Origin of the sequence: Pantoea sp. Tr-811 (assembly GCF_011752535.1) — a bacterium.
Classification (GTDB): Bacteria; Pseudomonadota; Gammaproteobacteria; order Pseudomonadales; family Pseudomonadaceae; genus Aquipseudomonas.
Genome location: NZ_VWXJ01000019.1, coordinates 1 through 24246 on the forward strand (window position 1 = coordinate 1; position 24246 = coordinate 24246).

Annotated in this window: 21 protein-coding genes; all 21 read right to left on the minus strand. The window is 63.6% G+C overall.

Going from position 1 to position 24246, the window contains the following annotated elements; all coding sequences use genetic code 11:
• Nucleotides 1–546 precede the first annotated feature (546 nt).
• The 21 genes from fliJ to F3J44_RS23700 all read right to left on the minus strand — a co-directional run bounded on the left by fliJ (nucleotide 547) and on the right by F3J44_RS23700 (nucleotide 24236).
• Nucleotides 547–999 (minus strand): flagellar export protein FliJ, encoded by a 453-nt coding sequence (gene fliJ, locus F3J44_RS23600; protein WP_167060088.1) that lies wholly within the window; start codon nucleotides 997–999, stop codon nucleotides 547–549.
• 6 nt (nucleotides 1000–1005) lie between these two features.
• Nucleotides 1006–2364, minus strand: coding sequence for a flagellar protein export ATPase FliI (fliI, locus tag F3J44_RS23605; RefSeq protein WP_167060086.1), 1359 nt, complete (start codon nucleotides 2362–2364; stop codon nucleotides 1006–1008).
• Nucleotides 2354–3118 carry a flagellar assembly protein FliH gene (fliH, locus tag F3J44_RS23610; RefSeq protein ID WP_167276561.1) on the minus strand — a complete coding sequence of 255 codons (765 nt, stop codon included), beginning with the start codon at nucleotides 3116–3118 and terminating at the stop codon, nucleotides 2354–2356. Before fliH ends, fliI begins: the two co-directional genes overlap by 11 nt.
• 135 nt (nucleotides 3119–3253) lie before the next feature.
• A complete protein-coding gene (gene fliG, locus F3J44_RS23615; RefSeq protein ID WP_167060081.1) occupies nucleotides 3254–4273 on the minus strand; it encodes a flagellar motor switch protein FliG in 1020 nt (339 codons plus the stop codon).
• Nucleotides 4266–6047, minus strand: coding sequence for a flagellar basal-body MS-ring/collar protein FliF (fliF, locus tag F3J44_RS23620; protein WP_167060079.1), 1782 nt, complete (start codon nucleotides 6045–6047; stop codon nucleotides 4266–4268). Before fliF ends, fliG begins: the two co-directional genes overlap by 8 nt.
• A 15-nt stretch (nucleotides 6048–6062) precedes the next feature.
• Complete coding sequence (gene fliE, locus F3J44_RS23625; protein WP_167060076.1) at nucleotides 6063–6395, minus strand: flagellar hook-basal body complex protein FliE; 333 nt, start codon at nucleotides 6393–6395, stop codon at nucleotides 6063–6065.
• Nucleotides 6396–6501: 106 nt separating this feature from the next.
• Nucleotides 6502–7878, minus strand: a complete 1377-nt coding sequence (locus F3J44_RS23630) for a sigma-54 dependent transcriptional regulator (protein ID WP_167060074.1) — start codon at nucleotides 7876–7878, stop codon at nucleotides 6502–6504.
• Nucleotides 7878–9095, minus strand: coding sequence for a PAS domain-containing sensor histidine kinase (locus tag F3J44_RS23635; protein ID WP_167276564.1), 1218 nt, complete (start codon nucleotides 9093–9095; stop codon nucleotides 7878–7880). Before F3J44_RS23635 ends, F3J44_RS23630 begins: the two co-directional genes overlap by 1 nt.
• A 414-nt stretch (nucleotides 9096–9509) precedes the next feature.
• Nucleotides 9510–10985, minus strand: a complete 1476-nt coding sequence (fleQ, locus tag F3J44_RS23640) for a transcriptional regulator FleQ (RefSeq protein ID WP_167060069.1) — start codon at nucleotides 10983–10985, stop codon at nucleotides 9510–9512.
• 165 nt (nucleotides 10986–11150) lie between these two features.
• Nucleotides 11151–11447 carry a flagellar protein FliT gene (locus F3J44_RS23645; RefSeq protein WP_167060068.1) on the minus strand — a complete coding sequence of 99 codons (297 nt, stop codon included), beginning with the start codon at nucleotides 11445–11447 and terminating at the stop codon, nucleotides 11151–11153.
• 14 nt (nucleotides 11448–11461) lie between these two features.
• Nucleotides 11462–11857, minus strand: coding sequence for a flagellar export chaperone FliS (gene fliS, locus F3J44_RS23650; RefSeq protein ID WP_167060066.1), 396 nt, complete (start codon nucleotides 11855–11857; stop codon nucleotides 11462–11464).
• 132 nt (nucleotides 11858–11989) lie between these two features.
• A complete protein-coding gene (gene fliD, locus F3J44_RS23655) occupies nucleotides 11990–13402 on the minus strand; it encodes a flagellar filament capping protein FliD (protein WP_167060064.1) in 1413 nt (470 codons plus the stop codon).
• An 80-nt stretch (nucleotides 13403–13482) separates the two neighbouring features.
• Complete coding sequence (locus F3J44_RS23660; protein ID WP_240158499.1) at nucleotides 13483–13854, minus strand: flagellar protein FlaG; 372 nt, start codon at nucleotides 13852–13854, stop codon at nucleotides 13483–13485.
• 77 nt (nucleotides 13855–13931) lie between these two features.
• Nucleotides 13932–14783, minus strand: coding sequence for a flagellin domain-containing protein (locus F3J44_RS23665; protein WP_167060058.1), 852 nt, complete (start codon nucleotides 14781–14783; stop codon nucleotides 13932–13934).
• A 272-nt stretch (nucleotides 14784–15055) separates the two neighbouring features.
• Nucleotides 15056–16006: a ketoacyl-ACP synthase III gene (locus F3J44_RS23670; RefSeq protein WP_167060055.1), complete on the minus strand. Its 951-nt coding sequence runs from the start codon at nucleotides 16004–16006 to the stop codon at nucleotides 15056–15058.
• Nucleotides 16007–16213: 207 nt separating this feature from the next.
• Complete coding sequence (gene rffA / locus F3J44_RS23675) at nucleotides 16214–17359, minus strand: dTDP-4-amino-4,6-dideoxygalactose transaminase (RefSeq protein ID WP_167276567.1); 1146 nt, start codon at nucleotides 17357–17359, stop codon at nucleotides 16214–16216.
• A 48-nt stretch (nucleotides 17360–17407) separates the two neighbouring features.
• The gene (locus tag F3J44_RS23680) at nucleotides 17408–18094 is read right to left on the minus strand and encodes a metallophosphoesterase (protein ID WP_167060048.1); all 687 of its coding nucleotides are present in this window, start codon (nucleotides 18092–18094) and stop codon (nucleotides 17408–17410) included.
• Nucleotides 18075–19052 (minus strand): ATP-grasp domain-containing protein, encoded by a 978-nt coding sequence (locus F3J44_RS23685; RefSeq protein ID WP_167276569.1) that lies wholly within the window; start codon nucleotides 19050–19052, stop codon nucleotides 18075–18077. Before F3J44_RS23685 ends, F3J44_RS23680 begins: the two co-directional genes overlap by 20 nt.
• Nucleotides 19049–19897, minus strand: coding sequence for an NAD(P)-dependent oxidoreductase (locus tag F3J44_RS23690; protein ID WP_167276572.1), 849 nt, complete (start codon nucleotides 19895–19897; stop codon nucleotides 19049–19051). Before F3J44_RS23690 ends, F3J44_RS23685 begins: the two co-directional genes overlap by 4 nt.
• Entirely contained in the window at nucleotides 19894–20622 is a 729-nt protein-coding gene (locus F3J44_RS23695) for a class I SAM-dependent methyltransferase (protein ID WP_167276574.1), read from the minus strand. The genes F3J44_RS23690 and F3J44_RS23695 overlap by 4 nt, the downstream gene beginning before the upstream one ends.
• Nucleotides 20623–20690: 68 nt before the next feature.
• Entirely contained in the window at nucleotides 20691–24236 is a 3546-nt protein-coding gene (locus F3J44_RS23700) for a glycosyltransferase (protein WP_167276577.1), read from the minus strand.
• Nucleotides 24237–24246: the final 10 nt, after the last annotated feature.

Genomic DNA, 24246 nt, shown 5'->3' on the forward strand with positions numbered 1-24246 from the left:
GTAGGAGCGAGCGCAGCTCGCGATGGGGCGCGCAGCGGCCCCAGCGTTGCAGCTTCGCGGCACATGATGTTGGGGCTGCTTTGCAGCCCTTCGCGAGCTGCGCTCGCTCCTACCAGGTTCATCGTCCGTGCTTGAAAATGCGATCTGCAAACACCGGCGCAGCCTTGGCCCGCTGCTCAGACACCCATCTGCAGGCCGACGCCGCCCCGGTAGGAGCGAGCGCAGCTCGCGATGGGGCGCGCAGCGGCCCCTGCGTTGCAGCTTCGCAGCACATGATGACGGGGCTGCTTTGCAGCCCTTCGCGAGCTGCGCTCGCTCCTACCAGGTTCATCGTCCGTGCTTGAAAATGCGATCTGCAAACACCGGCGCAGCCTTGGCCCGCTGCTCAGACACCCATCTGCAGGCCGACGCCGCCCCGGTAGGAGCGAGCGCAGCTCGCGATGGGGCGCGCAGCGGCCCCAGCGTTGCAGCTTCGCGGCACATGATGCTGGGGCTGCTTTGCAGCCCTTCGCGAGCTGCGCTCGCTCCTACCAAGTGCACTGTCAACTAGAGATGGGTTTGCCGCGGCAAACGCTGCGACAACTCATCGAGCAAGCGCTGCTCACGCTTGTCCTCAAGGCGCCGGGCCTCTTCGATGTAGCGCTGCACCAGCTTGCGCAGGCCTTCAACTCGGGCATAGGCCTGCTGCCAGGTGCCACGGGCGTTATTGAGGTTGTTCTGGTGCCAGGTCAGGCTCTGGCGCTGCTGGGTCATGGCCGTTTCCAGCTGGGCCAGAAAGCGCTGGTAGTTCAGCAGCCAACTGCCATTGACGCCCTGCCCGCCACGGTTCAGCCACTGCGCCTGGTAACCTTCACGGAAGCTTTCCAGCTCGGCCAGCTTGGCCTGGGCCTGGGCCACCTGCTGCTGGAAATGCCCCACGCGCTGGGCGGCCTTGCGCTCGGCCTCCTCGGCCATGTCCACCACCGGCGCCAGGCGCGCAGCACGGCTGGGCATGCTCATGGCCTATCAGCCCTGGCCTGGCGGCGTGAAGATCGCCCCCAGCTCGCTGCGGCTCTGGCCCATGCCGACATTCTCATCCAATCCCTGGCGCAGGAAATCCACCAGCTTGGGCTGCAGGGCAATGGCCAGGTCGGTTTCCGGGTCGCCGCCTGCTACATAGGCGCCAACGCTGATCAGGTCGCGGCTTTGTGACAGCCGCGACCACAGCTGCTTGAACTTCTGCGCCTGGCGCAGGTGGTCCGGGTCGACCACCTGGGGCATCACCCGGCTGATCGAGGCCTCGATATCGATGGCCGGGTAATGGCCTTCCTCGGCCAGCCGGCGCGAAAGCACGAAGTGGCCGTCCAGCACGCCCCGCGCAGAGTCGGCAATCGGGTCCTGCTGGTCGTCGCCCTCGGACAGCACGGTATAGAACGCGGTAATCGAACCCCCGCCCGGCTCGCCGTTGCCGGCACGCTCCACCAGCTTGGGCAGCTTGGCGAACACCGACGGCGGATAGCCACGGGTGGCCGGCGGCTCACCAATGGCCAGGGCGATTTCCCGCTGGGCCTGGGCAAAGCGGGTAAGCGAGTCCATCAGCAACAGGACGTTCTTGCCCTTATCGCGGAAATACTCGGCGATACGTGTGCAGTACATGGCCGCACGCAGGCGCATCAGCGGCGCATCGTCAGCCGGGGACGCCACCACCACCGAACGCTTGAGGCCTTCTTCGCCCAGGATATGCTCGATGAACTCCTTCACCTCGCGGCCCCGTTCGCCAATCAGCCCCACCACGATGATCTCGGCTTCGGTAAAGCGGGTCATCATGCCCAGCAGCACCGACTTACCCACGCCGGTGCCGGCGAACAGCCCCAGGCGCTGGCCACGGCCGACCGTGAGCAGGCCGTTGATGCTGCGAATGCCCACGTCCAGCGGCTTGCTGATGGGGTCACGGTTGAGCGGGTTGATGATCGGGCCGTCCATCGGCACCCAGTCTTCGGCGCGCATGCCGCCCTTGCCATCCAGGGCGCGGCCGGCGCCATCGAGCACCCGGCCCAGCATGCTCATGCCCATGGGCAGGCGGCCACTGTCGTCCAGCGGCACCACGCGGGCGCCCGGGGCGATGCCGGCAATGCTGCCAACCGGCATCAGGAATACCTTGTTGCCGGCAAAGCCCATGACCTCGGCTTCGACCTGCACCGGGTGATAGCTGTCGTCGTTGATGACCAGGCAACGCCCACCAACCGCGGCGCGCAGGCCCTCGGCTTCAAGGGTGAGGCCGACCATGCGCAGCAGGCGGCCTTCGACCACCGGCTGCACGGGCAACGCAATGGCCTCGGCGTAACCGCCCAGGCGCTTGCCGAAGCTGGTACGTTCAAGGCGCATCTTGGCTTTCCAGTTCCACCGCCAGGTCCGGCGCCGCCGGGTGCAGGGCCTGGTCGTGCAGCTGGTCGAACAGCTGGGCGACGGCCTTCTCGATGCGCGTTTCCATGGTGGCGTCGATGCGGCTGTGCAAGGTTTCGATACGGCAGCCGCCGGGCAGCAGGGCTTCGTCTTCGAGCAGCTTCCAGTTTTCCTCATGGCGTTCGCGCAAGGCCTTGGCCAGCTCGAAGTCCTGCGGGTTGAGGTGGATGCGGATATTGTCGGCGCCCATCGGCAGCAGCTTCAGCGCCTCGCGCAGCACCTGGGTGATCTGGCTGGAGTCGCTGCGCAGTTCGCGGCCAATGACCTGGCGGGCCATGTGCGCCACCAGGTGGACCACGGTCCTTTCGATCTGCGTGTCCTGCTCGGCAATCGGGTCGAGCAGGTGCCCCATCAGCTGTTCGAGGCTGGCCAGCTTGGCCGCCAGCGCCTGCTCGGCCTCCTGGCGCACTTTCAGCTGGGTGCTGTGGAAACCCTCGCGCTCGCCGGTGGCGAAGCCTTCGTTGTAGGCCTCCTGGCGGATGGCTTCGAGTTCTTCCAGGGTCAGCGGCTGGACTTCCTCCAGCGGCACTTCCTCGACTTCTTCTTCGACGACTTCAGGCTCCGGCTCAGGTTCTGGCTCAGGCGCTGGGTCGAAGCTGGGCAGCGTCCAGATGTCGACGCCCTCGAGGTCGCGGGCACGGATCAGGTCGCTGGGGTGGGATTCTTTGGTGGGCATGTTCTCAGCTACTCATCTTCTGCCCCTGTAGGAGCGGGCTTGTCCCGCGAAGCAGGCACCGCAGTGGTTGCCACCGGCGCTGCCGATGTTCGCGGGGCAAGCCCGCTCCTACTGGAAGTTATGCCGCATGCAGGATCAGATCATTTCCTCGGCACCCTTGCCGCCGAGCACGATCTCGCCGGCCTCGGCCATGCGCCGGGCGATGGTGAGGATTTCCTTCTGCGCCGTTTCCACGTCGCTGACGCGCACCGGGCCCTTGGCCTCCAGGTCGTCGCGCAGCAGCTCGGAAGCACGCTTGGACATGTTCTTGAAGATCTTGTCCTTGACCCGCTCGTCGGCGCCCTTGAGCGACACCACCAGCACGTCGGACGACACTTCGCGCAGCAGCGCCTGGATACCACGGTCGTCGACGTCGGCCAGGTTATTGAAGACGAACATCAAGTCTTCGATCTGCTCCGACAGGTCGCTGTCGACCTCGCGGATCGCGTCCATCAGGGCGCCTTCCACCGAGCTGTCGAGGAAGTTCATGATGTCGGCGGCGCGCTTGATGCCGCCCAAGGTGGTGCGCGCGGCATTGGAGTTGCCCGAGAACTGCTTCTCGAGAATCTGGTTCAGCTCCTTGAGCGCCGCCGGTTGCACGGTGTTCAGCGACGACACGCGCAGGACGATGTCCAGGCGCACCTTGTGGTCGAAGTTGCTCAGCACCTCACCGGCCTGGTCGGGGTCCAGGTAGGCGACCACGATGGCCTGGATTTGCGGGTGCTCGTAGCGGATGACATCGGCCACGGCGCGCGGCTCCATCCACTTGAGGCTGTCCAGGCCGCTGGTGTTGCCACCGAGCAGAATGCGGTCGACCAGGCCGTTGGCCTTGTCCTCGCCCAGGGCCTGGTTGAGCATCTTGCGGATGTAGGCGTCGGACCCCACACCGAGGCTGGTCTGGTCGCCGACGATCTCGACGAACTCGCTCATCACCTGCTCGACCTGCTCGCGGTGCACGTTGCCCATCTGCGCCATGGCCACGCCAACCCGTTGCACTTCCTTCGGGCCCATGTGGCGCAGCACTTGCGCAGCATCGGTTTCACCGAGCGACAGCAGCAGGATCGCGGCTTTGTCGACACGGCTGAGCTTGGCGGTAATGGCTCGATTGTCACTCATCGGCGTTGATCCACTCTTTGACGACCTGGGCTACGCGGCCCGGGTCTTCGGCCACCAGGCCCTTGATTGCGTTGAGCTGTGCTTCGTAGCCCTCGGTGGGGCTTGGCAACAGAATGCTTGACGGGCCACCGAGGCTGACACGGTCGTTGGCCAGTTCGCCATCCAGACCGATCATCCCGCCCAGTTCCATGTCGCTATCCGCGCCGGCAGCCTGCTTGCCACCGCCGGTGATGTTGTTCAGCACCGGGCGCAGTACACCAAACACCAGCACCAGGATGAACACCACGCCCAGCACCTGCTTGACGATGTCCCAGAACCACGGCTGCTGGTAGAAGGCGATATCGCCGATCTCTTCGCCACGCTCGGCGGAGAACGGCACGTTGATCACCGTCACGCTGTCGCCACGGCTGGCATCGAAGCCGACCGCGTCCTGCACCAGGCGGGTAAAGCGCGCCAGGTCTTCGGCGCCCCACGGGGCACGGGTGGTTTCGCCCTTGGCGTCGACCTTCACCTGGTCGTCGACCACCACCGCCACCGACAGGCGGGTCAGGCGACCCTGCTGCTGGCGGGTGTGGCTGATGGAACGGTCCAGCTCGAAGTTCTTGGTGGATTGCTGACGCTTGTCGGCCGGGTATGGCGCAAGCATCGGCTGGCCGGTGGCCGGGTCCATGATCTGCTGGCCGTTGGCATCGACCAGCGGTTGCCCCGGCTGGATGGCCGCGGCAGGCGCGGCGGCGCCACCGGTGGTTTGCGGCGCGGAAGCGGCGCCCGGCGGCTGGTTGCTCAACGCACCCGGCACGCCCTGTGGGCCCGAGCTGCTGGAGCGTTGTTCATTGACCGACTGCTCGCTGCGCAGCGCCGGTTGGTCTGGGTTGAACTGCTCGGAGGTCGACTCGACTGCGCTGAAATCAAGGTCGGCGGAGACTTCGGCCTTGTAGCGGTCATTGCCCAGCACCGGCTGCAGAATGTTGTGCACGCGCTGGGTCAGCAGGCTTTCCATGCGGCGGCTATAGTCGAACTGCTTGCCGGCCATGGTCAGGGCGTTGTCTTGCAGCTGGTCGGAGAGCAGGTTGCCCTTCTGGTCGACCACGGTGACCTGCGACTTGTCCAGTTCCGGCACACTGGTGGCGACCAGGTTGACGATGGCCATCACCTGCCCGGCTTCCAGGGATCGGCCTGGGTACAGCTCGACCAACACCGAGGCGCTTGGCTTGCGCTCGTCACGCACGAATACCGAGCTTTTCGGAATGGCCAGGTGCACGCGGGCGGCCTTGACGTTGTTCAGGCTCGACACGGTGCGCGCCAGCTCGCCTTCCAGGCTGCGCCGGTAGCGGGTAGCTTCCATGAACTGGCTGGTGCCCAGGCCCTGCTCCTTGTCGAGCAGTTCGAAACCGACATTGCCATCGCTCGGCGCCACGCCGGCCGCTGCCAGTTTCAGGCGCGCACGGGAGAGGTCGTCGGCCTTGACCAGCAGAGCACCGGAATTGGGCTCGACGTTGTAGGGAATATCAGCGGCGGACAAGGTGTCCATGACCTGCTTGGTGTCCATGCCCGACAGGCTGCCGTACAGCGGCCGGTAGTCTGGCTGCTGCGACCACAGCACCACGGCAAAGCCAATCGCCACGCTCGCCGCCAGCCCGACCAGAAGGCCGATCTGGCGCAGCATGGGCATGCGCGAGATGTTTTCCAGGAAGGCCATGCCGAACAGTGGCGGCTTGGACCCCGGCGCACCGCCGCTCTTGGCGGGGGCGTTGTCGACGACTGCTTCAGCCATGACTTACTTCCGTCCTCAAACCGGCATCTGCATGATGTCCTGGTACGCCTGGACCAGCTTGTTGCGTACCTGGGTCAGTGCCTGCATGGACACGCTGGCTTTCTGCGAGGCAATCATCACGTCGGTGAGGTCGACACCGCTCTTGCCGATCTCGAAGGCATTGGCGAGCTGGTTGGACGCCTGCTGGGTCTGGTTGACCTTGCCGATGGCCTGGCCAAGCATGTCGGCAAAGCTGCTTTGGCCAGGCGCCAGTTCAGGCACGGCCGAGGCCTTGGGCAGCGACATGGCGTCGGCCTGCATGGCCCGCATGTCCAGCATCAGACGGTTGAATTCAATACCTTGGCTCATGACCTTCTCTCTCCGGCGGCCGCATTTTTTTGACACTCATGCGGCGGATAGCCCTGAACTAGCAACACATGTGCCAGCCCGCCCCGAACGCATGCAAATGGCTGTTTCAACCGAACAGGCTGGCCTCGACATCCAGCCCCGCATCGCGCATCTGCGCCAGCTTGTAACGCAGGGTACGCGGGCTGATGCCGAGTTTTTCGGCCGCTTCCTTGCGTCGGCCGCGCTCGGCGCGCAGCGTGTCGATAATCATCTGGAATTCGTGGCGACGCATGTCGTCGCCCAGGCCGCCAGAGTCCGCCGTGCTCTCAGTAAATACTGGCGATGCAATGGCAGGCTCGGCAACCGACAAGGGAATGGCGCCGGCCAGACAGAAATCCGCCGCCTCGATCACCCCGCCCTGCTGCAGAATCAGCGCCCGCTGCAGGGCGTTATCCAACTCACGCACGTTGCCCGGCCAGGCATGGGCCTGCAGGCAGGTGCGCGCCTCGGCCGACAGGCGCACCGGCGCATGCTTCATCTTCGCCACATGGCGCGCCAGCAGGCGCTCGGCCAGCGGCAGGATATCGCCACTGCGTTCGCGCAGCGGTTGCCAGGCCAGGGGGAATACCGAAAGGCGGTAGTACAGGTCTTCGCGGAAACGCCCCGCCGCCACTTCCGCCGCCATGTCACGGTTGCTGGTGGCCAGCACGCGGATGTCCAGGGCAATCGGCCTGCGCCCGCCCACCCGCTCCACTTCACGCTCCTGCAGCACGCGCAAGAGCTTGGCCTGCAGCCCCAGGGGCATTTCGGAAATTTCGTCGAGCAGCAAGGTGCCGCCTTCGGCCTGTTCGAACTTGCCAGCCTGGGCCGCGATAGCGCCGGTGAAGGCGCCCTTCTCGTGGCCGAACAGGGTGGCTTCGAGCATGTTGTCGGGAATCGCCGCGCAGTTGATCGCCACGAAGGGCTGCGCTGCCCGCGGCGACTGCTGGTGAATGTAGCGCGCCAGCACCTCCTTGCCCGTGCCCGATTCGCCGGAAATGAGCACCGTCGAGTCGCTGCGTGCCACCCGTGCGGCCAACTCCAGCAACTGCCGGCTGGCCGGCTCGCAGGCCACCGGGCCTTGCCCATCACCGGCATCCAGGCGCCCGGCGGCATGGCGTTCGACCAGGCTCAACAAGGCCCGCGGTTCGAATGGCTTGACCAGGTAATCCACCGCGCCTTGGCGCATGGCGTCCACGGCGCGCTCCACCGCCGCATGCGCGGTCATCAGCAATACCGGCAACTGCGGGTAGTGCCGGCGCAGTTGCCCAAGCAACTGGTGGCCGTCCATGCCGGGCATGTTCACGTCGCTGACCACCAGGCTGTACCCTTCGCCGGCCACGGCTTCCAGCGCCTGCTCGGCACTGCCGACGGCGTGGTAGGCGAAGCCGCCGATTTCCAGGGTATCGCCCAGCGCCTGGCGCAATACGCGGTCGTCCTCGACCAGCAGCACCTTGATTGCCATTACACGACCTCCGCTGCCGGCCCGTCGATCAACGGCAGTTCGACTTTCACACAGGTGCCGCGCCCAACCTTGGAACGCAGTTCGAGCACGCCCTGGTGCGCACGCACCACGGCCATGACCACCGCCAGGCCCAACCCGGTGCCGGTGGCCTTGGTGGTGAGGAAGGGTTCGCCCAGGCGGCCCAGCAACTCAGGGGCGATGCCGCTGCCGGCGTCGCTGATGTTCAGGTGCAGGGCATTGCCACGGCGGAACAGGTGAACCTTGAGCCGCGCAGGGCCATCGCTGGCCTGCAGGGCGTTCTCGATCAGGTTGAGCAAGGCGCCCACCAGGGTGTCGCGGTTGCACAGCAGCTCACCCAACTGGCTGTCGCATTGCCAGCGCACAGCGTGCCCTTGCACATGGGGCTGGGCTGCCTGCTGCAGGGCCTGGAACAGGCCTTTGGGGGTCAGCCGGTCACCGAGGGGCAGTTCGCCACGGGCGAAAACCAGCATGTCGCGCACCTGGTGCTCCAGCTCATGCAGGCGCTCTTTCAAGCTGCCGGCGAAACGTTGGCGGGTTTCTGGCGCAAGCGTGTGCTCGCTGTCGGCCAGGTGGCTGGCATAGAGCATGGCGGCCGACAGTGGCGTGCGGATTTGATGCGCCAGCGAGGCAACCATGCGCCCCAGCGACGACAGGCGTTCGTGGCGCGCCAGCTGGTCTTGCAGGCGGCGGGTTTCGGTCAGGTCGTTGAGCAGCACCAACTGGCCAGGTTCGGCATCCAGCGAGCGGGTGGCGATGGACAGGCGGCGCCCGTCGCGCAGCGACACTTCGTGGCCGTCATCCTTGCGCGGGGCGAAGCTGCGGGCGATCACCTGGCGCCACAGCTGGCCCACCAGCGGTTCGCCCAACAGTTCGCAGGCGGCCGGGTTGGCTTCGCGCACCAGGCCCTGGTCGTCGATCACGATCACCCCACCGGGCAGCAGGTCGAGCAGGTTCTGCAGGCGGTTGGCCAGGCGCTCCTTCTCGTTCAGCTCGGTCATGCGCTGGGCACCGACCACCGCCAGCTCGCCCTTGAGCTCGCTGACGCGGGCTTCGAGCATGCTGTAGGACTGGTTGAGCTGGGTGGACACCTGGTTGAACAGGGCGAAGGCCTGCTCCAGCCCCTGTCGACTTTCCTGTTCGACCGGGGTACGCCCCTGCGGATCAGGGACTCGGGAAGGGTGGGCGGCCTGGGGCATCGTGCTCTCTCGCGTGGCTGACCGTCATAAAAACGGTGTGGTGCCAGCGGTGTAGCAATAGCCGTGCCGGGGTTTGGGGGATGGGCGGGAATGAACCGGTTGAGGGGCGCGCGCGCGGGTGAACGGTTTTGGGGGTGCGGGGCGGCGTAGATCGAGCGCCGCCCGCGCGGCGCTTCGCGAGCTACGCTCGCTCCTACGTTTGTTTCGGGCCAGTAACGCCTGTGGCAAGCGCGCGCGACCGCCTTGTTTGTACGACGCGATATCGTGCCATGCGCCAAGGCGTACGCGCGCAATTCCCCAGGAATGACTGGCCCGAAACAAACGTAGGAGCGAGCGTAGCTCGCGAAGCGCCGCGCGGGCGGCGCTCGATCTACGCCCCAACATCAAACCCCAGGCAAACACCCAAAGGCCAAATCAATCTTCGGCCTGGTCCTCGCCCCCCTGGCGACTCATGCCGTACTTGCGCATCTTCTCGACCAAGGTGGTGCGGCGAATACGCAAGCGCTCCGCCGCACGGGCCACGATGCCGTTGGCATCGTCCAACGCCTGCTGGATCAGGCCCTGCTCCAGGCTACCGAGGTAGTCCTTGAGGTCCAGCCCCTCCGGCGGCAGCATCGCGTGGCTACCAAGGTTCGGCGCATGGCCGTTGATCGCCACGCGCTCTTCCAGGTCGCTGCGCAAGCTGTCGACCAGCTGCTCGTCCTCGTCGTCGACATAGCGGAATTTCTTCGGCAACTCCGACACACCGATCACCCCGTACGGGTGCATGATCGCCATGCGCTCGACCAGGTTGGCCAGCTCGCGAACGTTGCCCGGCCAGCCATGGCGGCACAGCGACATGATCGCGGCCGAGTTGAAGCGGATCGAACCGCGCTTCTCGTGCTCCATGCGCGAAATCAGCTCGTTCATCAGCAGCGGGATATCTTCCACACGCTCACGCAGCGGCGCCATTTCGATGGGGAACACGTTCAGGCGGTAGTACAGGTCTTCGCGGAAGGTGCCGTCCTCGATCATGCTTTCGAGGTTCTTGTGGGTTGCCGCGATGATGCGCACATCGATGCTCTGGGTCTTGTTGCTGCCCACCCGCTCGAAGGTACGCTCCTGCAGCACGCGCAGCAGCTTGACCTGCATCGGCAGCGGCATGTCGCCGATTTCGTCGAGGAACAAGGTGCCGCCGTTGGCCAGCTCGAAACGCCCGGCACGGCTGGTGATGGCCCCGGTGAAGGCGCCCTTCTCGTGGCCGAACAGCTCGCTTTCCAGCAACTCGGCCGGAATCGCCCCGCAGTTGACCGGCACGAACGGCGCTTCGCGGCGCTTGGAGTGGTAGTGCAGGTTACGCGCCACCACTTCCTTGCCGGTGCCCGACTCACCAAGAATCAGCACGCTGGCGTCGGTATCGGCCACCTGCTGCATCATCTGCCGCACATGCTGGATGGCTCGGCTGGTGCCGACCAGGCTGCGGAACAGGTTTGGCTCGCGCTGGCGACCGCGCTCACGGGCCTGGTCGTACATCTCGCGGTAGACCTGGGCACGGTGCAGCGAATCGAGCAGCTGGCTGTAGCTGGGCGGCATCTCGAGGTTGGACAGCACGCGACGGCGCAATTCCTCCGGGTATTCCGCAGAAGAAATTTCACCAATCAGCAATACCGGAAGGAACTCATCCCACCCGGCTACTGTCTTAAGCAACCCGAGCACACTGCCCGGCGCTTTTACGGAACCGATCAGCACACAGAGCACTTCGCGACTGGAAGACAAGCCTTCTACCGCCTGCTGCCAGTCCTGGCTGGAGCATGACAGGTTGTCTTCGCCGAGAAAGTTCAGAACCACCGCCAGATCGCGGCGGCGGGCGCTGTCGTCATCGATCAGGAGAATCTTGGTTTCACGCCACATGCAATAGCAACTTCCCTAGTCATATCGGCGCCCGAAGGCGTGCTCGACATCATTCTGACTGAATGGTCAGTGGTCGGACGTCTGAAATTCGAAAACAGCCACTAGTAAAGTCAAAAAAACGCATACAGTCAAATTAATGGCGCAGGACGTTTAGGACATCTGTGGTCAACTGAACAGATGGTATACCTTGGCGGCATTTTTCGCCTGACGGATTTGCGTCATCTCGTCGACTATCGATTGACGCTCGCCACTTGCAACGTCGATTAATTGCCGGTAAACGTCGAGCAACTGCTCCAGGCTGTCGCGAACATCCGCCTCCTGGCCCTGAGCCTCGCCCAACACGTCGTTGATGCGCAGGCGGCACTCCAGGTCCAGCTCCCCTACCGCATCCCAGTCGCGCTTCTCCAGCGCTGTCAGCAGCAGCTGACGGGTGTGTTCGATACGGGCAATCACGTCGCTCATGGCATCCTCCTTGATCAGGGAGCCGACGACTGGTCGGCGATGGCGTCCCAACCTTCCTTCACGGTAATCAGCAGGCGCGCCACTTCATCGATGATGGCCGGGTCGCTTTTCATGTTGGCTTCGATCAGGCGACGGCTCATGTAGGTGTACAGGCTGTCCAGTTCGGCCAGGCTGTCGGCGTGGTTTTCCAGGTCCAGCCCTTCGCGCAGGCCGCCAATGATGTCGATGGCCTTGCCGATCAGGATGCCGCGCTGGGCAACATCCTTGCGTGCGATGGCACCTTTGGCCTGGGCCATGCGGTCAAGACCGCCCTGCATGAGCATTTGTACCAGACGGTGAGGGCTGGCTTCGGACGTTTGTGCCACACCGTTGACTTTCTGGTACTGCCGAAGGGCCAACATCGGGTTCATGGATCTACCTCGTTGCTGCGAAAAAGGTTGCTTGTACCCTGTGTATCGCCGGGACGTCAAAAAACTTTAGGGAGAAAACAAAAAGCCCGGCGCGTCCTTCGACGCTGCCGGGCTTTTGTCACTGCCAATCGATCAGGAGTTCTTGGCCTGGGCGTTCAGCGCATCGAACACCGACTTGATCTGCGTGGCCTGGGCGTTGAGCTTGGCAACCGCCGTGTCCATCGCCACATACTTCTTGGTCAGCGATTCGGTCAATGCCTCGGTGCGACGGTCCAGCGCGGTTTGCTGGTCGGCCAGGTTCTTGGCCACCTTGTTCAGGGCGTTGGTGCGCGTAACCAGGCTGCCATCGGTGGAATTGTACGGGTCGATGGCCTTGTTCATGCGCTCGATCAGGCCATTGCTACCGGTAAACAGCTCCTGCACCTGCGAACCCAGCTTCTTGTCGTCCATCGCCGAGGTGAACTTGGTGGCGTTGAACTCCAGGGTGCCGTCCTTGGTGGTGTTGATACCCAGCTGGCTGAGGGTCGTCAGTTGGTCGCCCGCGCCCACTTCCGACAGCACCTTGCGGATATCGTTGACCAGCGAACGGGTGGTCGGGTCGTTGGTCAGCGGGCCCAGCGAAAGGTTGTCATCGTCGTCACGGGTACTGGCCGTGAGCGCAGTGATGGTCTTCGTCAGCGTGTTGTAGGCATCGACGAAAGACTGCACCGACTTCTTCAAGCCGTCGTTGTCCTGGGCCACTGTGATCGAGGTAGGAACGCCGGTGGTGCCCGACTTGGCACTGACACCCGTCAGCTCCAGGGTAATGCCGCTGATGGCATCGGTGATGCTGTTCTTGGTGCTGGTGACCGCCAGCCCATCGACGGTCAGCTCGGCGCTTTGCGCCAACCCGGTGATGAACCCGGCGCCAGTGCCGCTCATCTGCTGGGTGCCATCAATTTCCAGCGAAGCAATGCCGCCGACCTTGAGGTCCGAGCCCTTGCCGGTGGTGGTCGAGCTGAGCACCAGGCGCGCACCACCCTCACCGTTGACGATGTTGGCGGAGATGCCTTGCACGCTCAACTGCTTGTTGATCTGATCACGAACGGTCTGCAAGGTGGCACCGGAAGCCACATCGATATTGTACGAATTACCGTTTTGCTCAATCGTCAGGGTGCCGGCATCGATCGAAGAGGTTGCACCCCCTGCGAACGCAGCACTGGCAACCTTCGAACCGGTCGCCAACTGGTTGACCACGATATCGTAGCTGCCGGCCACGGCGGTGTTGCCCGCAGTGACCTTGACCACCGACTCGTTCGCCGATTTTGCAGAGAAGGCGTTGAAGGCTGGCGCCGTGGTGTCATTGAGCTTCTTCATGGCGTCCTGGAACGCCGTGAGGGCACTGCGCAGCGAGCCCACACCGGAAATCATCGCACTGTTGTTACTGGTTTGCCGGGTGATCTGTGCCTTCTTGGCAGCAGTGTCGGCATTCACCAGCGCGGTGACCATTTCGGTGATGTTAAGACCTGTACCTTGACCGATACTAGAGACTATTGTGCTCGCCATAGAGTTATCCCTCTTGCTGATACGTCAGGCCACGCTCCTGCACGGCCGACTACAATTCTGCGTCATGTGCTCGCCTGCCATCATACCTTGGCGTCGAACAGCAGACTGTTTACATCATGCAGGTTATGGGCAATGCGCAGCGCCTCTTCGGAGGGCAGCTGACGAATCACCTCACCCGTTGCACTGGCGATGACCTTGACCACCACCTGCCCGGACTCTTCATCTGTCGAAAACTGCAGGTTGCGACGGGTCGAACTCAGAAACTTTTCAATCTCCGAAACGGCGCTTTTTACCTTTTCGACGTGATTGCTGTCTTCGGCAGCGCTGACTGCCTTCGGTTCCAGCGTATCGCTATTGCCACGGGGCGTATCTGCCGACCGTTGTACCGGTTTCTCGCCTACCTGCTCGGTAGCCCGAGCGGCCGGGTAGGACAGATTCAGCTTGACGCTCATGTCCATATCTACCACCTCGTAACGAAAAGGCGGGGAAGCGCCTCATTGTGCACTCCCCCGCCGGTTACCATCAGCGATTACTGAAGCAGCTTCAGTACAGCGGATGGCAGCTGGTTGGCCTGGGCCAGAACCGAAGTCGAGGCTTGCTGCAGGGTCTGCTGCTTGGTCAGCTGGGCAGTTTCAGCGGCGAAGTCGGTGTCCTGTACACGGCCACGGGCGGCTTCGGCGTTTTCGTTGATGTTCTGCAGGTTGTTGATGGTGCTGGTCAGACGGTTCTGCACGGCACCCAGGTCGGCACGGGTGCTGTTGATCGAGTTCAGAGCGTCGTCGATTGCGCTCATGGCGGCGGTGAAGGTCGCCTCGGCGGACGAGCTGTCAGCACCGGTGATGTTCATGCCAGACAGGCCGCTCAGGGCGCCAGCAGTGCTCAGGGCGTCGCTCAGGCTGATGGTGATCTGGTTGTCGCTACCGGTGTTCGAACCCACCTGGAAGGTCATGTCGCCAGCGGTGCCGTCCAGCAGGTTCTTGCCGTTGAGCTGGGTGGAACCGGCGATACGGTCGATCTCTTTGAGCATCGACTGGAATTCTTTGTCCAGTGCGTCACGGTCGGCTTCGCTGTTGTTGTCGTTTCGCGACTGAACAGCCAGTTCACGCATACGCTGCAGGATGTTGGTCTGCTCTTGCATCGCGCCTTCAGCGGTCTGGGCGATGGAGATAGCGTCGTTGGCGTTTTTGATGGCCATGGTCTGACCACGGATCTGCGAGGTCATGCGGGTAGCGATCTGCAGGCCGGCGGCGTCGTCTTTGGCGCTGTTGATTTTCAGGCCGGAGGACAGACGAGTCATCGAGGTGCTCAGAGCATCGGAAGCACGGTTCAGGTTCTTCTGAACGCCCAGAGAGGTGGTGTTGGTGTTAACAGTCAAAGCCATGACGAATTCCTCGTAAGTTGGGTACTACGGCTTCCGGCCTTGGCAATTCGCCGGGGGTGGCACAGAGAACCTTCGTAATAGTTATCTTCGTCAGGGCGGGTTTCTTTAGCGGATTTTCGAAAAAAATTGCTGGCATCCGGCCAGCCCAATAAAATCAAGGAGTTGACGCCAGAATAAAGGCGCCAGCCCCATGCAGAATAGAAAAGAAAACGCCGCCAGGTGCTGGCGGCGTGTGAATCAGCGACAAACGGTAGCTAAAGCCGTGTACAGGCTCAGCCCGGCTCGCCAGGTTCGCGGCGCTCGATGATCGCCGAACCCCACGAAAGCCCGACCCCAAAGCCGCTGAGCGCCACGCGCTTGTGCTGCGAGCCCAGCACATGCTTTTCCAGCAGCAGCGGAATGCTCGAGGAGACGGTGTTGCCGGTTTCGATCATGTCCTTGACGAACTTGTGCTTGTGCTCGCCCTCTTCAAAGCGCGCCGATACCGCGTCGACGATTGCCGCGCTGCCCTGGTGCAGGCAGTAGAGGTCGATGTCCTCGGCCTTCAGTTGGCTGGCATCGAGCAACTGTTGAAGGTGCGCAGGCACCTTGACCAGGGCGAAGTTGTACACCTGGCGGCCATTCATGAAGAACTTGCCGTCGGTGGTGCGCAGGTGTTCGGCACCGGCGCCATCGCTGCCGAACAGCGACTTGCCCAACTGCCAGTTCGCGCCTTCGCCCAGCCACGAGGCGGTGGCGGCATCGCCGAACAGCATGGTGGTGTTGCGATCTTCCGGGTCGACGATCTTCGAATAAGGGTCAGCGGTGATCAGCAGGCCATTCTTCAGGCCCGCCGCTTCCATGAAGCCCTTCATCGCATACAGGCCATACACATAGCCCGAGCAGCCCAGGGAGATATCGAAGGCCGCAACGGCGGTCGACAAGCCGAGCTTGTGCTGAACGATCGCTGCGGTGTGTGGCAAGCCTTCGGCATCGCCGTTCTGGGTGACCACGATTACCGCGTCGATGGCAGCCGGATCCAGCGACGGGTTGGCGGCGAAGAGGTTTTGCGCAGCGGCTACACAGAGGTCGGAGGTTTCCTGGGCAGCTTCCTTGCGCGGCAAGAAGGTCGAACCGATCTTGCCGAAGATGAAATCCTGGTCCTTGCCGAATTTCGCGCCCTGGGCGTAGTTGTCCACGCCCTGAGCAGGCACGTAACTGGCGATGCTTTTAAGGCCAATCATATGGCTTCCCAATTCAGTAACAGCGAAGTACCCACTGCCTGCGCAACGGCAAAACGCCAGATGATACGGTGGCAACCGATCCCTGACGGTATTCCAGGTGCGACGCAGCGGCTCCCGGTTTTCGACAATATACAGTGAAGATGCGCGTTCTGACTGCCAGGTCACGCTCTTTTTGTCGAATACCCCGCCGCAACCTCAGGGGCCCTCTCAGAAGCGCGCCAGAATATCGCCAAGAACCTGCACCACGCGCTCCTGGGCCGCCTTGGGCATGCCCCACCACAGGGGCAGGCGCAGCAGTCGCTCGGAACTGTAGTTGGTGACTTCCATGGAACCCTGGCTACGCCCGTAGCGCTCGCCAGCCGGCGAGGAATGCAGCGGCACATAATGGAACACCGCGTAGATCTCGTGGCGTTTCAACGCCTCCAGCACGGCCTGGCGGTCGATACCTGGCGCCAGCAGCACGTAGTACATGTGCGCATTGTGCTGGCAGTGCTCCGGCACGATGGGCCGGCGTAGCAGGCCTTGGCGCTCCAACCCTGCCAGGGCTGCATGGTAGGCATTCCAGGTCGCCAGGCGGTTATCGGTGATCGCCTGCGCCTCCTCCAGCTGGGCCCAGAGGAACGCCGCAATCAGCTCGCCCGGCAGGAACGACGAACCCACTTCCTGCCAGGTGTACTTGTCCACTTCACCGCGGAAGAAGCGGCTGCGGTCGGTGCCCTTCTCGCGAATCACCTCGGCCCGCAGCACCTGCTCGCGGGCGTTGACCAACAGCGCGCCACCTTCGCCGGAAATCACATTCTTGGTTTCATGGAAGCTGTAGGCCCCGAGGTCACCGATACTGCCCAGTGCCCGGCCCTTGTAGCTCGACATCACGCCCTGGGCCGCGTCCTCGACCACGTGCAGCCCATGCTTGCGGGCAATGGCCATGATGCTGTCCATCTCGCAGGCCACCCCTGCGTAGTGCACCGGCACGATGGCCTTGGTACGCGGGGTGATGGCCGCCTCGATCAGGCGCTCGTCGAGGTTCAGGGTATCGGGCCGGATATCGACGAACACCGGCACTGCGCCGCGCAAGACGAAGGCGTTGGCGGTGGATACGAAGGTATAGGAAGGCAGGATGACTTCGTCACCCGGCTGGATGTCGAGCATCAGCGCACACATTTCCAGTGCCGCCGTGCAGGAGTGGGTCAGCAGCACCTTCTCGCTGCCACTGTAGGCTTCGAGCCACTGGTGGCAGCGCTTGGTGAATGGCCCGTCGCCGGCAAGCATGTTGCCGAACTTGGCTTCGGCAATGTAGTACAGCTCTTTGCCGGTCATGTGCGGGCGATTGAAGAAAATCTTGTCAGTGCTCATTGCTCGGTTTCCGCAGAGGCGACAGAAGAAAATACCCGGGCTGGCGGATCAAAGCGCCTGGATCGAACTGATCCTTCCACCTATCTGGGTGCCATTTTCAAGGTTTTGGTAAAAGTACGGTGTAAAGCCGGCCTCGGCCATGGCCTGCTGGACCTCGGCAATGTCGTATTCCAGGCGGTGCAGGTCAAAGCGCTCCCCGTCCCAGGTCGCGAACGCTGCTCGCCGGTCGCCATCGCGCGGCTGGCCGACGGAGCCTGGGTTGCAGTAGACCTTGCCCTGCCCTTGCCACAGGTATTGCACATGGGTATGGCCCGAGACGAAGAGGCGCCCGGGCAGCGCCTCGAAGTAAGCCTGGGCCGGCTGCAGGTACTCATCCAGCGGGTCATTCCAGCCACCGTGGACCAGGCTCATCCCGTGTACCTGCGCCTGCAGGGGCAGGCCATCGAGCCAGGCGAGGTTCTGCTCGCTGATGACCTTGGCCTGGTAATCCAGGCAGGCGTTGGCACTGTTGGAGCGCGGGCAACGCTGCTGCCGGGCCAGGTACCAGTCATGATTGCCCATCACCGACAGCACCCCACGCTCGCGCAGTGCGTCACAGCAGGCGTTGACCTGGCAGTAATAGCCGGCCGTGTCACCCAGGCAGATGATCTGCTCGACACCCAGGGCGTCGAGCCGTTGCAGCACGCTTCGCAGCGCACTGTAGTTGCCATGGACGTCAGAAATGATCCCGATCATGGACGATGTAGTCCTCTATGTAGCGAACGGCGAAGCCCGACTTGACGGTGGGCGCACTGGGCATCCGGTGGTCCAGGTAGAAGGCCAGGCACATGGCCGCCTCGTTGTAGCCAAACGCCCGGCGGATCGAACTGGTTGACGAAATGCGCGGGTTGATTTCCAGCAGGCGCCAACCGCCATCGTCATCTTGGCGAAACTGCAGGTTGGTCGGCCCTAGCGGCTTGAACGCACGGCACAACCTGGCCACGGTTTCGTCCAGGCCGGCATCGTGGAATACCCGCGCCTTGGCGGTTGAACCGTCCGAGGCCAGGCTGCGCTGGAAGGCGATGGACGGCCCGGCGCCGCCCTGGCCATCGGCGAACACCGCCACGGTGTACTCACGCGCCGCGCTGCCAATGATCGGTTGTGCCATCAATACCGTTCCAAGCAACGGCGCATTGGCGCTGAAGTCCTGCTCCTGCCGAACCCAGACCAGCCCCTTGGACGCCGAGCCTTTGCGCGGCTTGAGCAGGAACGGCAAGCCGAAGGCAGCCTGCAGCGATTGGAAGTCGCCCTCCAGGGCGCTGGGGATTCGACTGGGGTCCCCCAGTGCAGCCAGCGCCTGGTCCATCGCCCACTTGTCGCGGGACAGGTCAATCAGGTGCGGGGTGTTCAGCGCCACTTCACAGCGCGCCTGGCGAAGCAACGCGCGGTGGTCCGAAAGCCAGTGAACATCCTGCTCGATGCCGGGAATCAGCAAGTCGACTTCATAGCGTGCCAGCACATCCAGCAACCATTGCGCATATTCGCCGCTGGCGGTCAGCGGCGCCTGCTCGAACGCATCGCACCAGGCCCGGCCAACGGCGTCGTCATAGATGTCGGTGCCCAGCAGGCGGATCGAAGGGTCGGCCTCACGCAGCGATTTCAACAGGCCATAGCCCATGATCGCGCCAACGCCGGTGACCATGACGGTTTTCATGGCTGCGCCTCCCGGTGTGCCTTCATCAATTCGAACCCTTGGCGCAAGTCGATGCGCGGGGCGTAGTCAATGCGCGTGAATAGCTCGCTGGCACAGGCGAAGGGTGGCAGGTCTGGGATATCGCTTTTTTGTGGCAAGAACTGCACCTCTTCAGGTGTGCCGAATGCCTCGAATGCCGCGCGGGCGATTTCAGACAAGCGTGGTGCTTGCGGATGCGCGCAGTTGTGCAACCCCTCGACCCCCTGCGCGGCCACACGGGTGCAGATCTCGGCAAGGTCCTGCACATGCAGGTAGCTGCGCCGGGCATCGTTGTTGCCGAAAATCTGCACAGCCCTGCCCGCTGCGGCGTTGTCGGCAATGGTGTACAACAACGGCTGCTGGGGCCGGCAATGCCCTTCGCTGTCGTAAACCTGGCCGATACGCAGGATGGTCAAGGCCATGCCGCGGGTGCTGCAGTACAGGCTGGCGACCTCTTCGGCATGGCGCTTGGAGAGTGCATAGATACCGTAGTAGGGGTCACCCGGTTGATGGGCCGCCCAGCGCGAAGACAGCAAAATGAAGTGCCTCGCCCCGTAGCGTTCGGCCAACTGGCACGCTGCCAGGGTGCCGACGCTGTTGGCCTGTTCGGCACGCAGCAGGTCATCCGGCTCGTGCCCACCAAAGTCGGCAGCGGCATGCACGACCAGGTCAAAGCGATCATCGCCGGTTGGCAGCACAGGGTGGGCCAGGTCGAAGGCGATATCGGCGTCACGCCGCCCCGCCCGTTTCACCGGGCCCAAGCGCTCCAGGGACCGGGCAATGGCCTTGCCCAGGGTCGAAGTACTGCCGATGACCAGGCTGTTCATGCGTCGCCAACCGTCGCCTCAAGCATCAGCGCACAGCTGAGCTCGGGGTAGTCGATCGCAACGGTGCACATGGCGGTGGTGATCGCCTCACTGAGGTCCAACGCCTTCATCTGCGAGGTCATGAAAGGCTTGAGGAACAACCCCTCCTTGCGCACCACCTGCAGCCCCGCCTGCTCCAGTTCCTCGGTCAGCGTCTGCAGGGAGTAGGCTCGCAGGTGGCCAAGCTCATGGTCACCCTTGCCCAGCACCATCATGTCATCGAGCAGGCCGGCCGCATGACCGAAACGCCGATGCAGGGACTGCGCGTTCGGCACCAGTACGAAGCAACGGCCACCTGGCGCAAGGTACTGCTTGTACTTGCGCAATACCACCTGAGGGTCCTCGACGTGCTCCAGGACGAACCCCATGACGATCAGGTCGAAACGTTGTTCGGTGTCGAACGTCTCGAAGTAACCTTCGACGATGTTCGCCGGGCTGTCAGGGTACTGCGCCCGAAACTGCGCGATCACCGACGGCGAGCCATCGATCACGGTATGCGCGTTGAAGTAGCGGGAAAAGCGGTTGGTCGAGAAACCGTGGCCAATGCCCAGCTCAAGCAACGTGTTCTGCGGGCCACACAGTTCCATGATCCGCCGCGGGTACCAGTTGAGCATGATGTTGTTGTCATAGGCGTAACCGAAGCTATCGCTGTACGCGCCGATGAAAGTATCCAGAGTGTTCGTCATGTGTGCCCCGTTCGAGCTTGGGATCGGAATCGAAGTCCGTCCAGGTCAAAAAACCATGCCTGCGGCGCCTAGTCGGCCAGCCAGGCACGCCGCCATGTTTGTAAACGCTCGCCATCGAGCAACCAGTTCTCGCGGACCCTGGCCTGGAGTGCATCACCCAGGCATGCCGAGGCCTGACGATCGTCCAGGTGCAGGCGAATCGCGCGGATCCAGTCGGCCGGGTCGTTGTGTACCTGCGTCAGCGGCAGCGCCTGGCTACCGGTGAAACCGGGCACACGGCTGCAGATGACCGGATGCCCACAGGCTGCGTGCTGCAGCACACGCATGTCGCCCGAGCAGGCATTGCCCAAGGTGTCGGCCATGGGCACCAGGGCCAGGTCCAGGTCCAGCGCCAACAGGTGCAAGGCCAGCTGGTCCTGCCCAACGGCCGGCTGGCAGCTACTCAGCAATGGCCGCAGCTCGGCCGGGCAGTCACCCAGCACGACCCACTCGACTTCATCCGCCAGTGCTGGCACCACTTCGGCCAACAGGCCCACATCCTTGCAGCCCTGCCAGCCCACACGCGGCTTGGCGCCTTTGCCCCGTTGACCACGCAGGGCGCCCCAGCTAACCGGCAGCGCCCCTTCCAGCAGGCGCACATCCTCATGCTCATCTTGCAGCAACTCCAGCAGTGCCTGGCTGGGCACCAGGACCCGGTCGGCCTGCATCATGCCCTGGCGCAAACGCAGCAGCAGCTCGTCGGCGCTCCAGTTTTCGCCCAGTTCCATCTCTGGCAAATAGCCATCGAGGTCATACACCTTGAACGCCGTGGAGAATGCGCTGAGACGGCGCAAGGCCAACAGCTGGCTATCGGCAAGTGGCCGCTGGAAGACCACGCTGGCCGGGTTTACGCGCTCGATCTCTACCGGGTTCGGCAAACCGTTGGTCAGCGCACCCTCCAGGCAGCCTTCATCGCGCAGCGCCCTGAATGGCTCGATCAACCGCGACCGGCCAATGCCCTGCCGATCAGCCACGCAGGCGAGTACATTTGGCACGCAGTGTTTCAAAGGCCGCCAGGTCAGGCCGTTGTTTTCCAGGGTGAAACTGGCGCCGCCGCGCAGCGAGAAATTGCCGTTGTAGGCCGGGTCATGGGCCAGACGCGGGAGCCAGCGTGCGTACAGGGCATCCTCCTGCTCGGCGCTATGCAGCGGCGCCGGCTCGTCATCGAGCAGCACCCGCACATACGGGGTCCATACGTTCAGGTAGCCACCCTGGGCCAGCCTCAGGCACAGGTCCAGGTCGCTCCAGGGCGCCAGCAGTTGGTCTGCGTCGAAGCCACCGGCCTCGAAAAACAGCGCACGTCGAATCATCAGGCATTGAGCGCCGACCGCCGAACAGTTGCGCGCCAGCCACAGTTGGCCCAGGTAGCCGCTGGCAGAGGCCGCCATCCCCTCGAAGGCAGGCCCGGCCGTGCCGCCCAACCCCAGCACCAGCCCTGCCTGGCGAACTTCGCCGGCGCTGCCCAGCAACTTGCCACCCACGGCGCCCACTTCCGGGCGCTGGGCATGGTTGAGCAGCGCCTGCAACCAGCCACGATCCATCACACTGGCACGGGCATCGAGCCACACCAGGTAATCGCCCCTCGCTTCCTGAGCAGCCGCATTGCACATCGCCGCGCGTGCCTGGCCGGGTTCGAAGCGCAGCACCTGCAGTGCCACCTCATCCAGTTGCCCAAGCATGTCCAACCAGGCCAGCAATGCCGGGTCGTCGTTGCCAGGCTCGATCAGCAGCAATTCGTAATCGCCGTGGGCAGTATTGGCCAGCACACTTTCCAGGCACCGCTGGTACTGGGCCAGCTGCCCGTCCAGGTAGATGAGGATGCTGACCCCGGCCTTGGCCGGCCGGCTGTATTCGATACGGTAGCCGCCGTTGGCCACCTCGACAGGGTGAACCTGGGCGTCGGCGTAGCCGCGCCCGCGCAAGTGCGCGAGGATGACGGCTTGTTCGTCTTCGCCCTGGGGGCGGGCAGGCGTGTCGACAATCAGCAGGGGCTCGCTCACATGGGCTACACGGTCAAGGCCCTGCTCACTGAGCACGCGCAGTTGGTATTCGAATTCGAACGCGCTGCCAACGCCAGCAGCGAAGCCTCCCTGCCCGAGCAGGGACTCGCGCCGGTACCACCAGTGTGCCGACAAACCGGCCGGGTAGCCGAGCAGCAAGTCCAGGTTCAAGCCTGGGCGAAGCAGCAATTCGACCGTGCCATCTTCCCGGCGCAGGGCTTCATCCGCGAATGCCGCCAGGCAGTGCGTGGGGGCATCGAGCAACTCGACCGCCGTCACCAGCAGGCCGCTGGGAATGAAACACGCCCCCGCATCAACCAGCATGAACCAGTCACAGGTGGTCGATGCCAGCCAACCATTGAGCGCGGCAACCGGCTGCTGCGGGTCGCAGGGCAACCACTGCACGGTATCGGCGGCGCGCTCCGGGCCGCCCAGTACCGTCACCTGCACGCGGCGGTGCAAGCCACGCGCCAGGCTGTGCAGGGTATCGGCCAGCGCCAGGGGATTACCGTTATCCTTCACCAGCACCGCAAGGCTGGGCGCTGTCGGGCTGGCCAGGCGTTCTTCGAGCACGCGCCCTTGCCCCGGTCGCGGGTAGCGCTGGCGCAGCCAGTCGAGCATGCCCAGGCGGTTGCCCTGTTCCTCGCGCCGGGCTGCCTGTTGAGTCTTGGCAATGAAGGTATCGAGCTGCTGCCAAAAGGGCGCAGTGCGCTCGACGTAGCGCGGCAAGGCTTGGTCGAGGCTGGACCTGGCCAGTTCCAGCGCGTCGGGCTCATCGAACAGGGCAAAGCCGACACACCCGAAAAAGCTGTTTTCCAGGAAGGTTCGGTCGATCCCCACGCCCGGCATGAAGATCACCGGGCATCCACACAACACGGCCATGACGCAGGTCATCGACCATTCATAGGTATACAGCACCTCAGCCTTGCGCAGCACGGCGGCCAGCTCAGGCAGCGTCAGCGCCTTGGCAATGCTCAGCAGCTCGATGCCGGCGGGCAGCAGGCTGTAGTCGATTTGCTCCAGCGGGTGACGGTTCTGATACAGGTAACAGCCTTGGCGCGGACCTTGGGTGCTGCCGGCACAGAACCGCTCGATGTCGATGGTTGGCAGGCACAGCAGATCAGCACCTGGGTTGCCATGGTGTTCGGCAAGGCGCGGGGCGTAGTAGAAGAACAGGTCGTCCACCCGCGCATCCATGGGCTTGCCGGAGATGAACCCTTCAAAATTCAGCAGGAAACGGGCAACGACCGCCAGGTTCAGCGGGTTGCCCGGGGTCACTTCCGGGTACACCGCAATCGGCACCTTGCCTGCTTGCTTGTGACGCTCGGCCGTGGCAGCGTCGAGCCGCGGCGTCTTGAGCTCCGGGTTGAACACCTGCGCACCCTGGACGTAGGCCTCACGCCCGTTGAGGTTCAACAGGTGACACAGGTAATGCATCGAGACGATACCGGAGGAGGTTTCGCGGTAATCCGGCGCATAGATGTAGTACGGATGCTCCGGTTTGGCAAACATCAACCGCAGGCGCGCCAGCGCGTGTTCGTGCGAAGGGGCATCCGGCAGCGCGGCATTCGACATCGTTGAACTC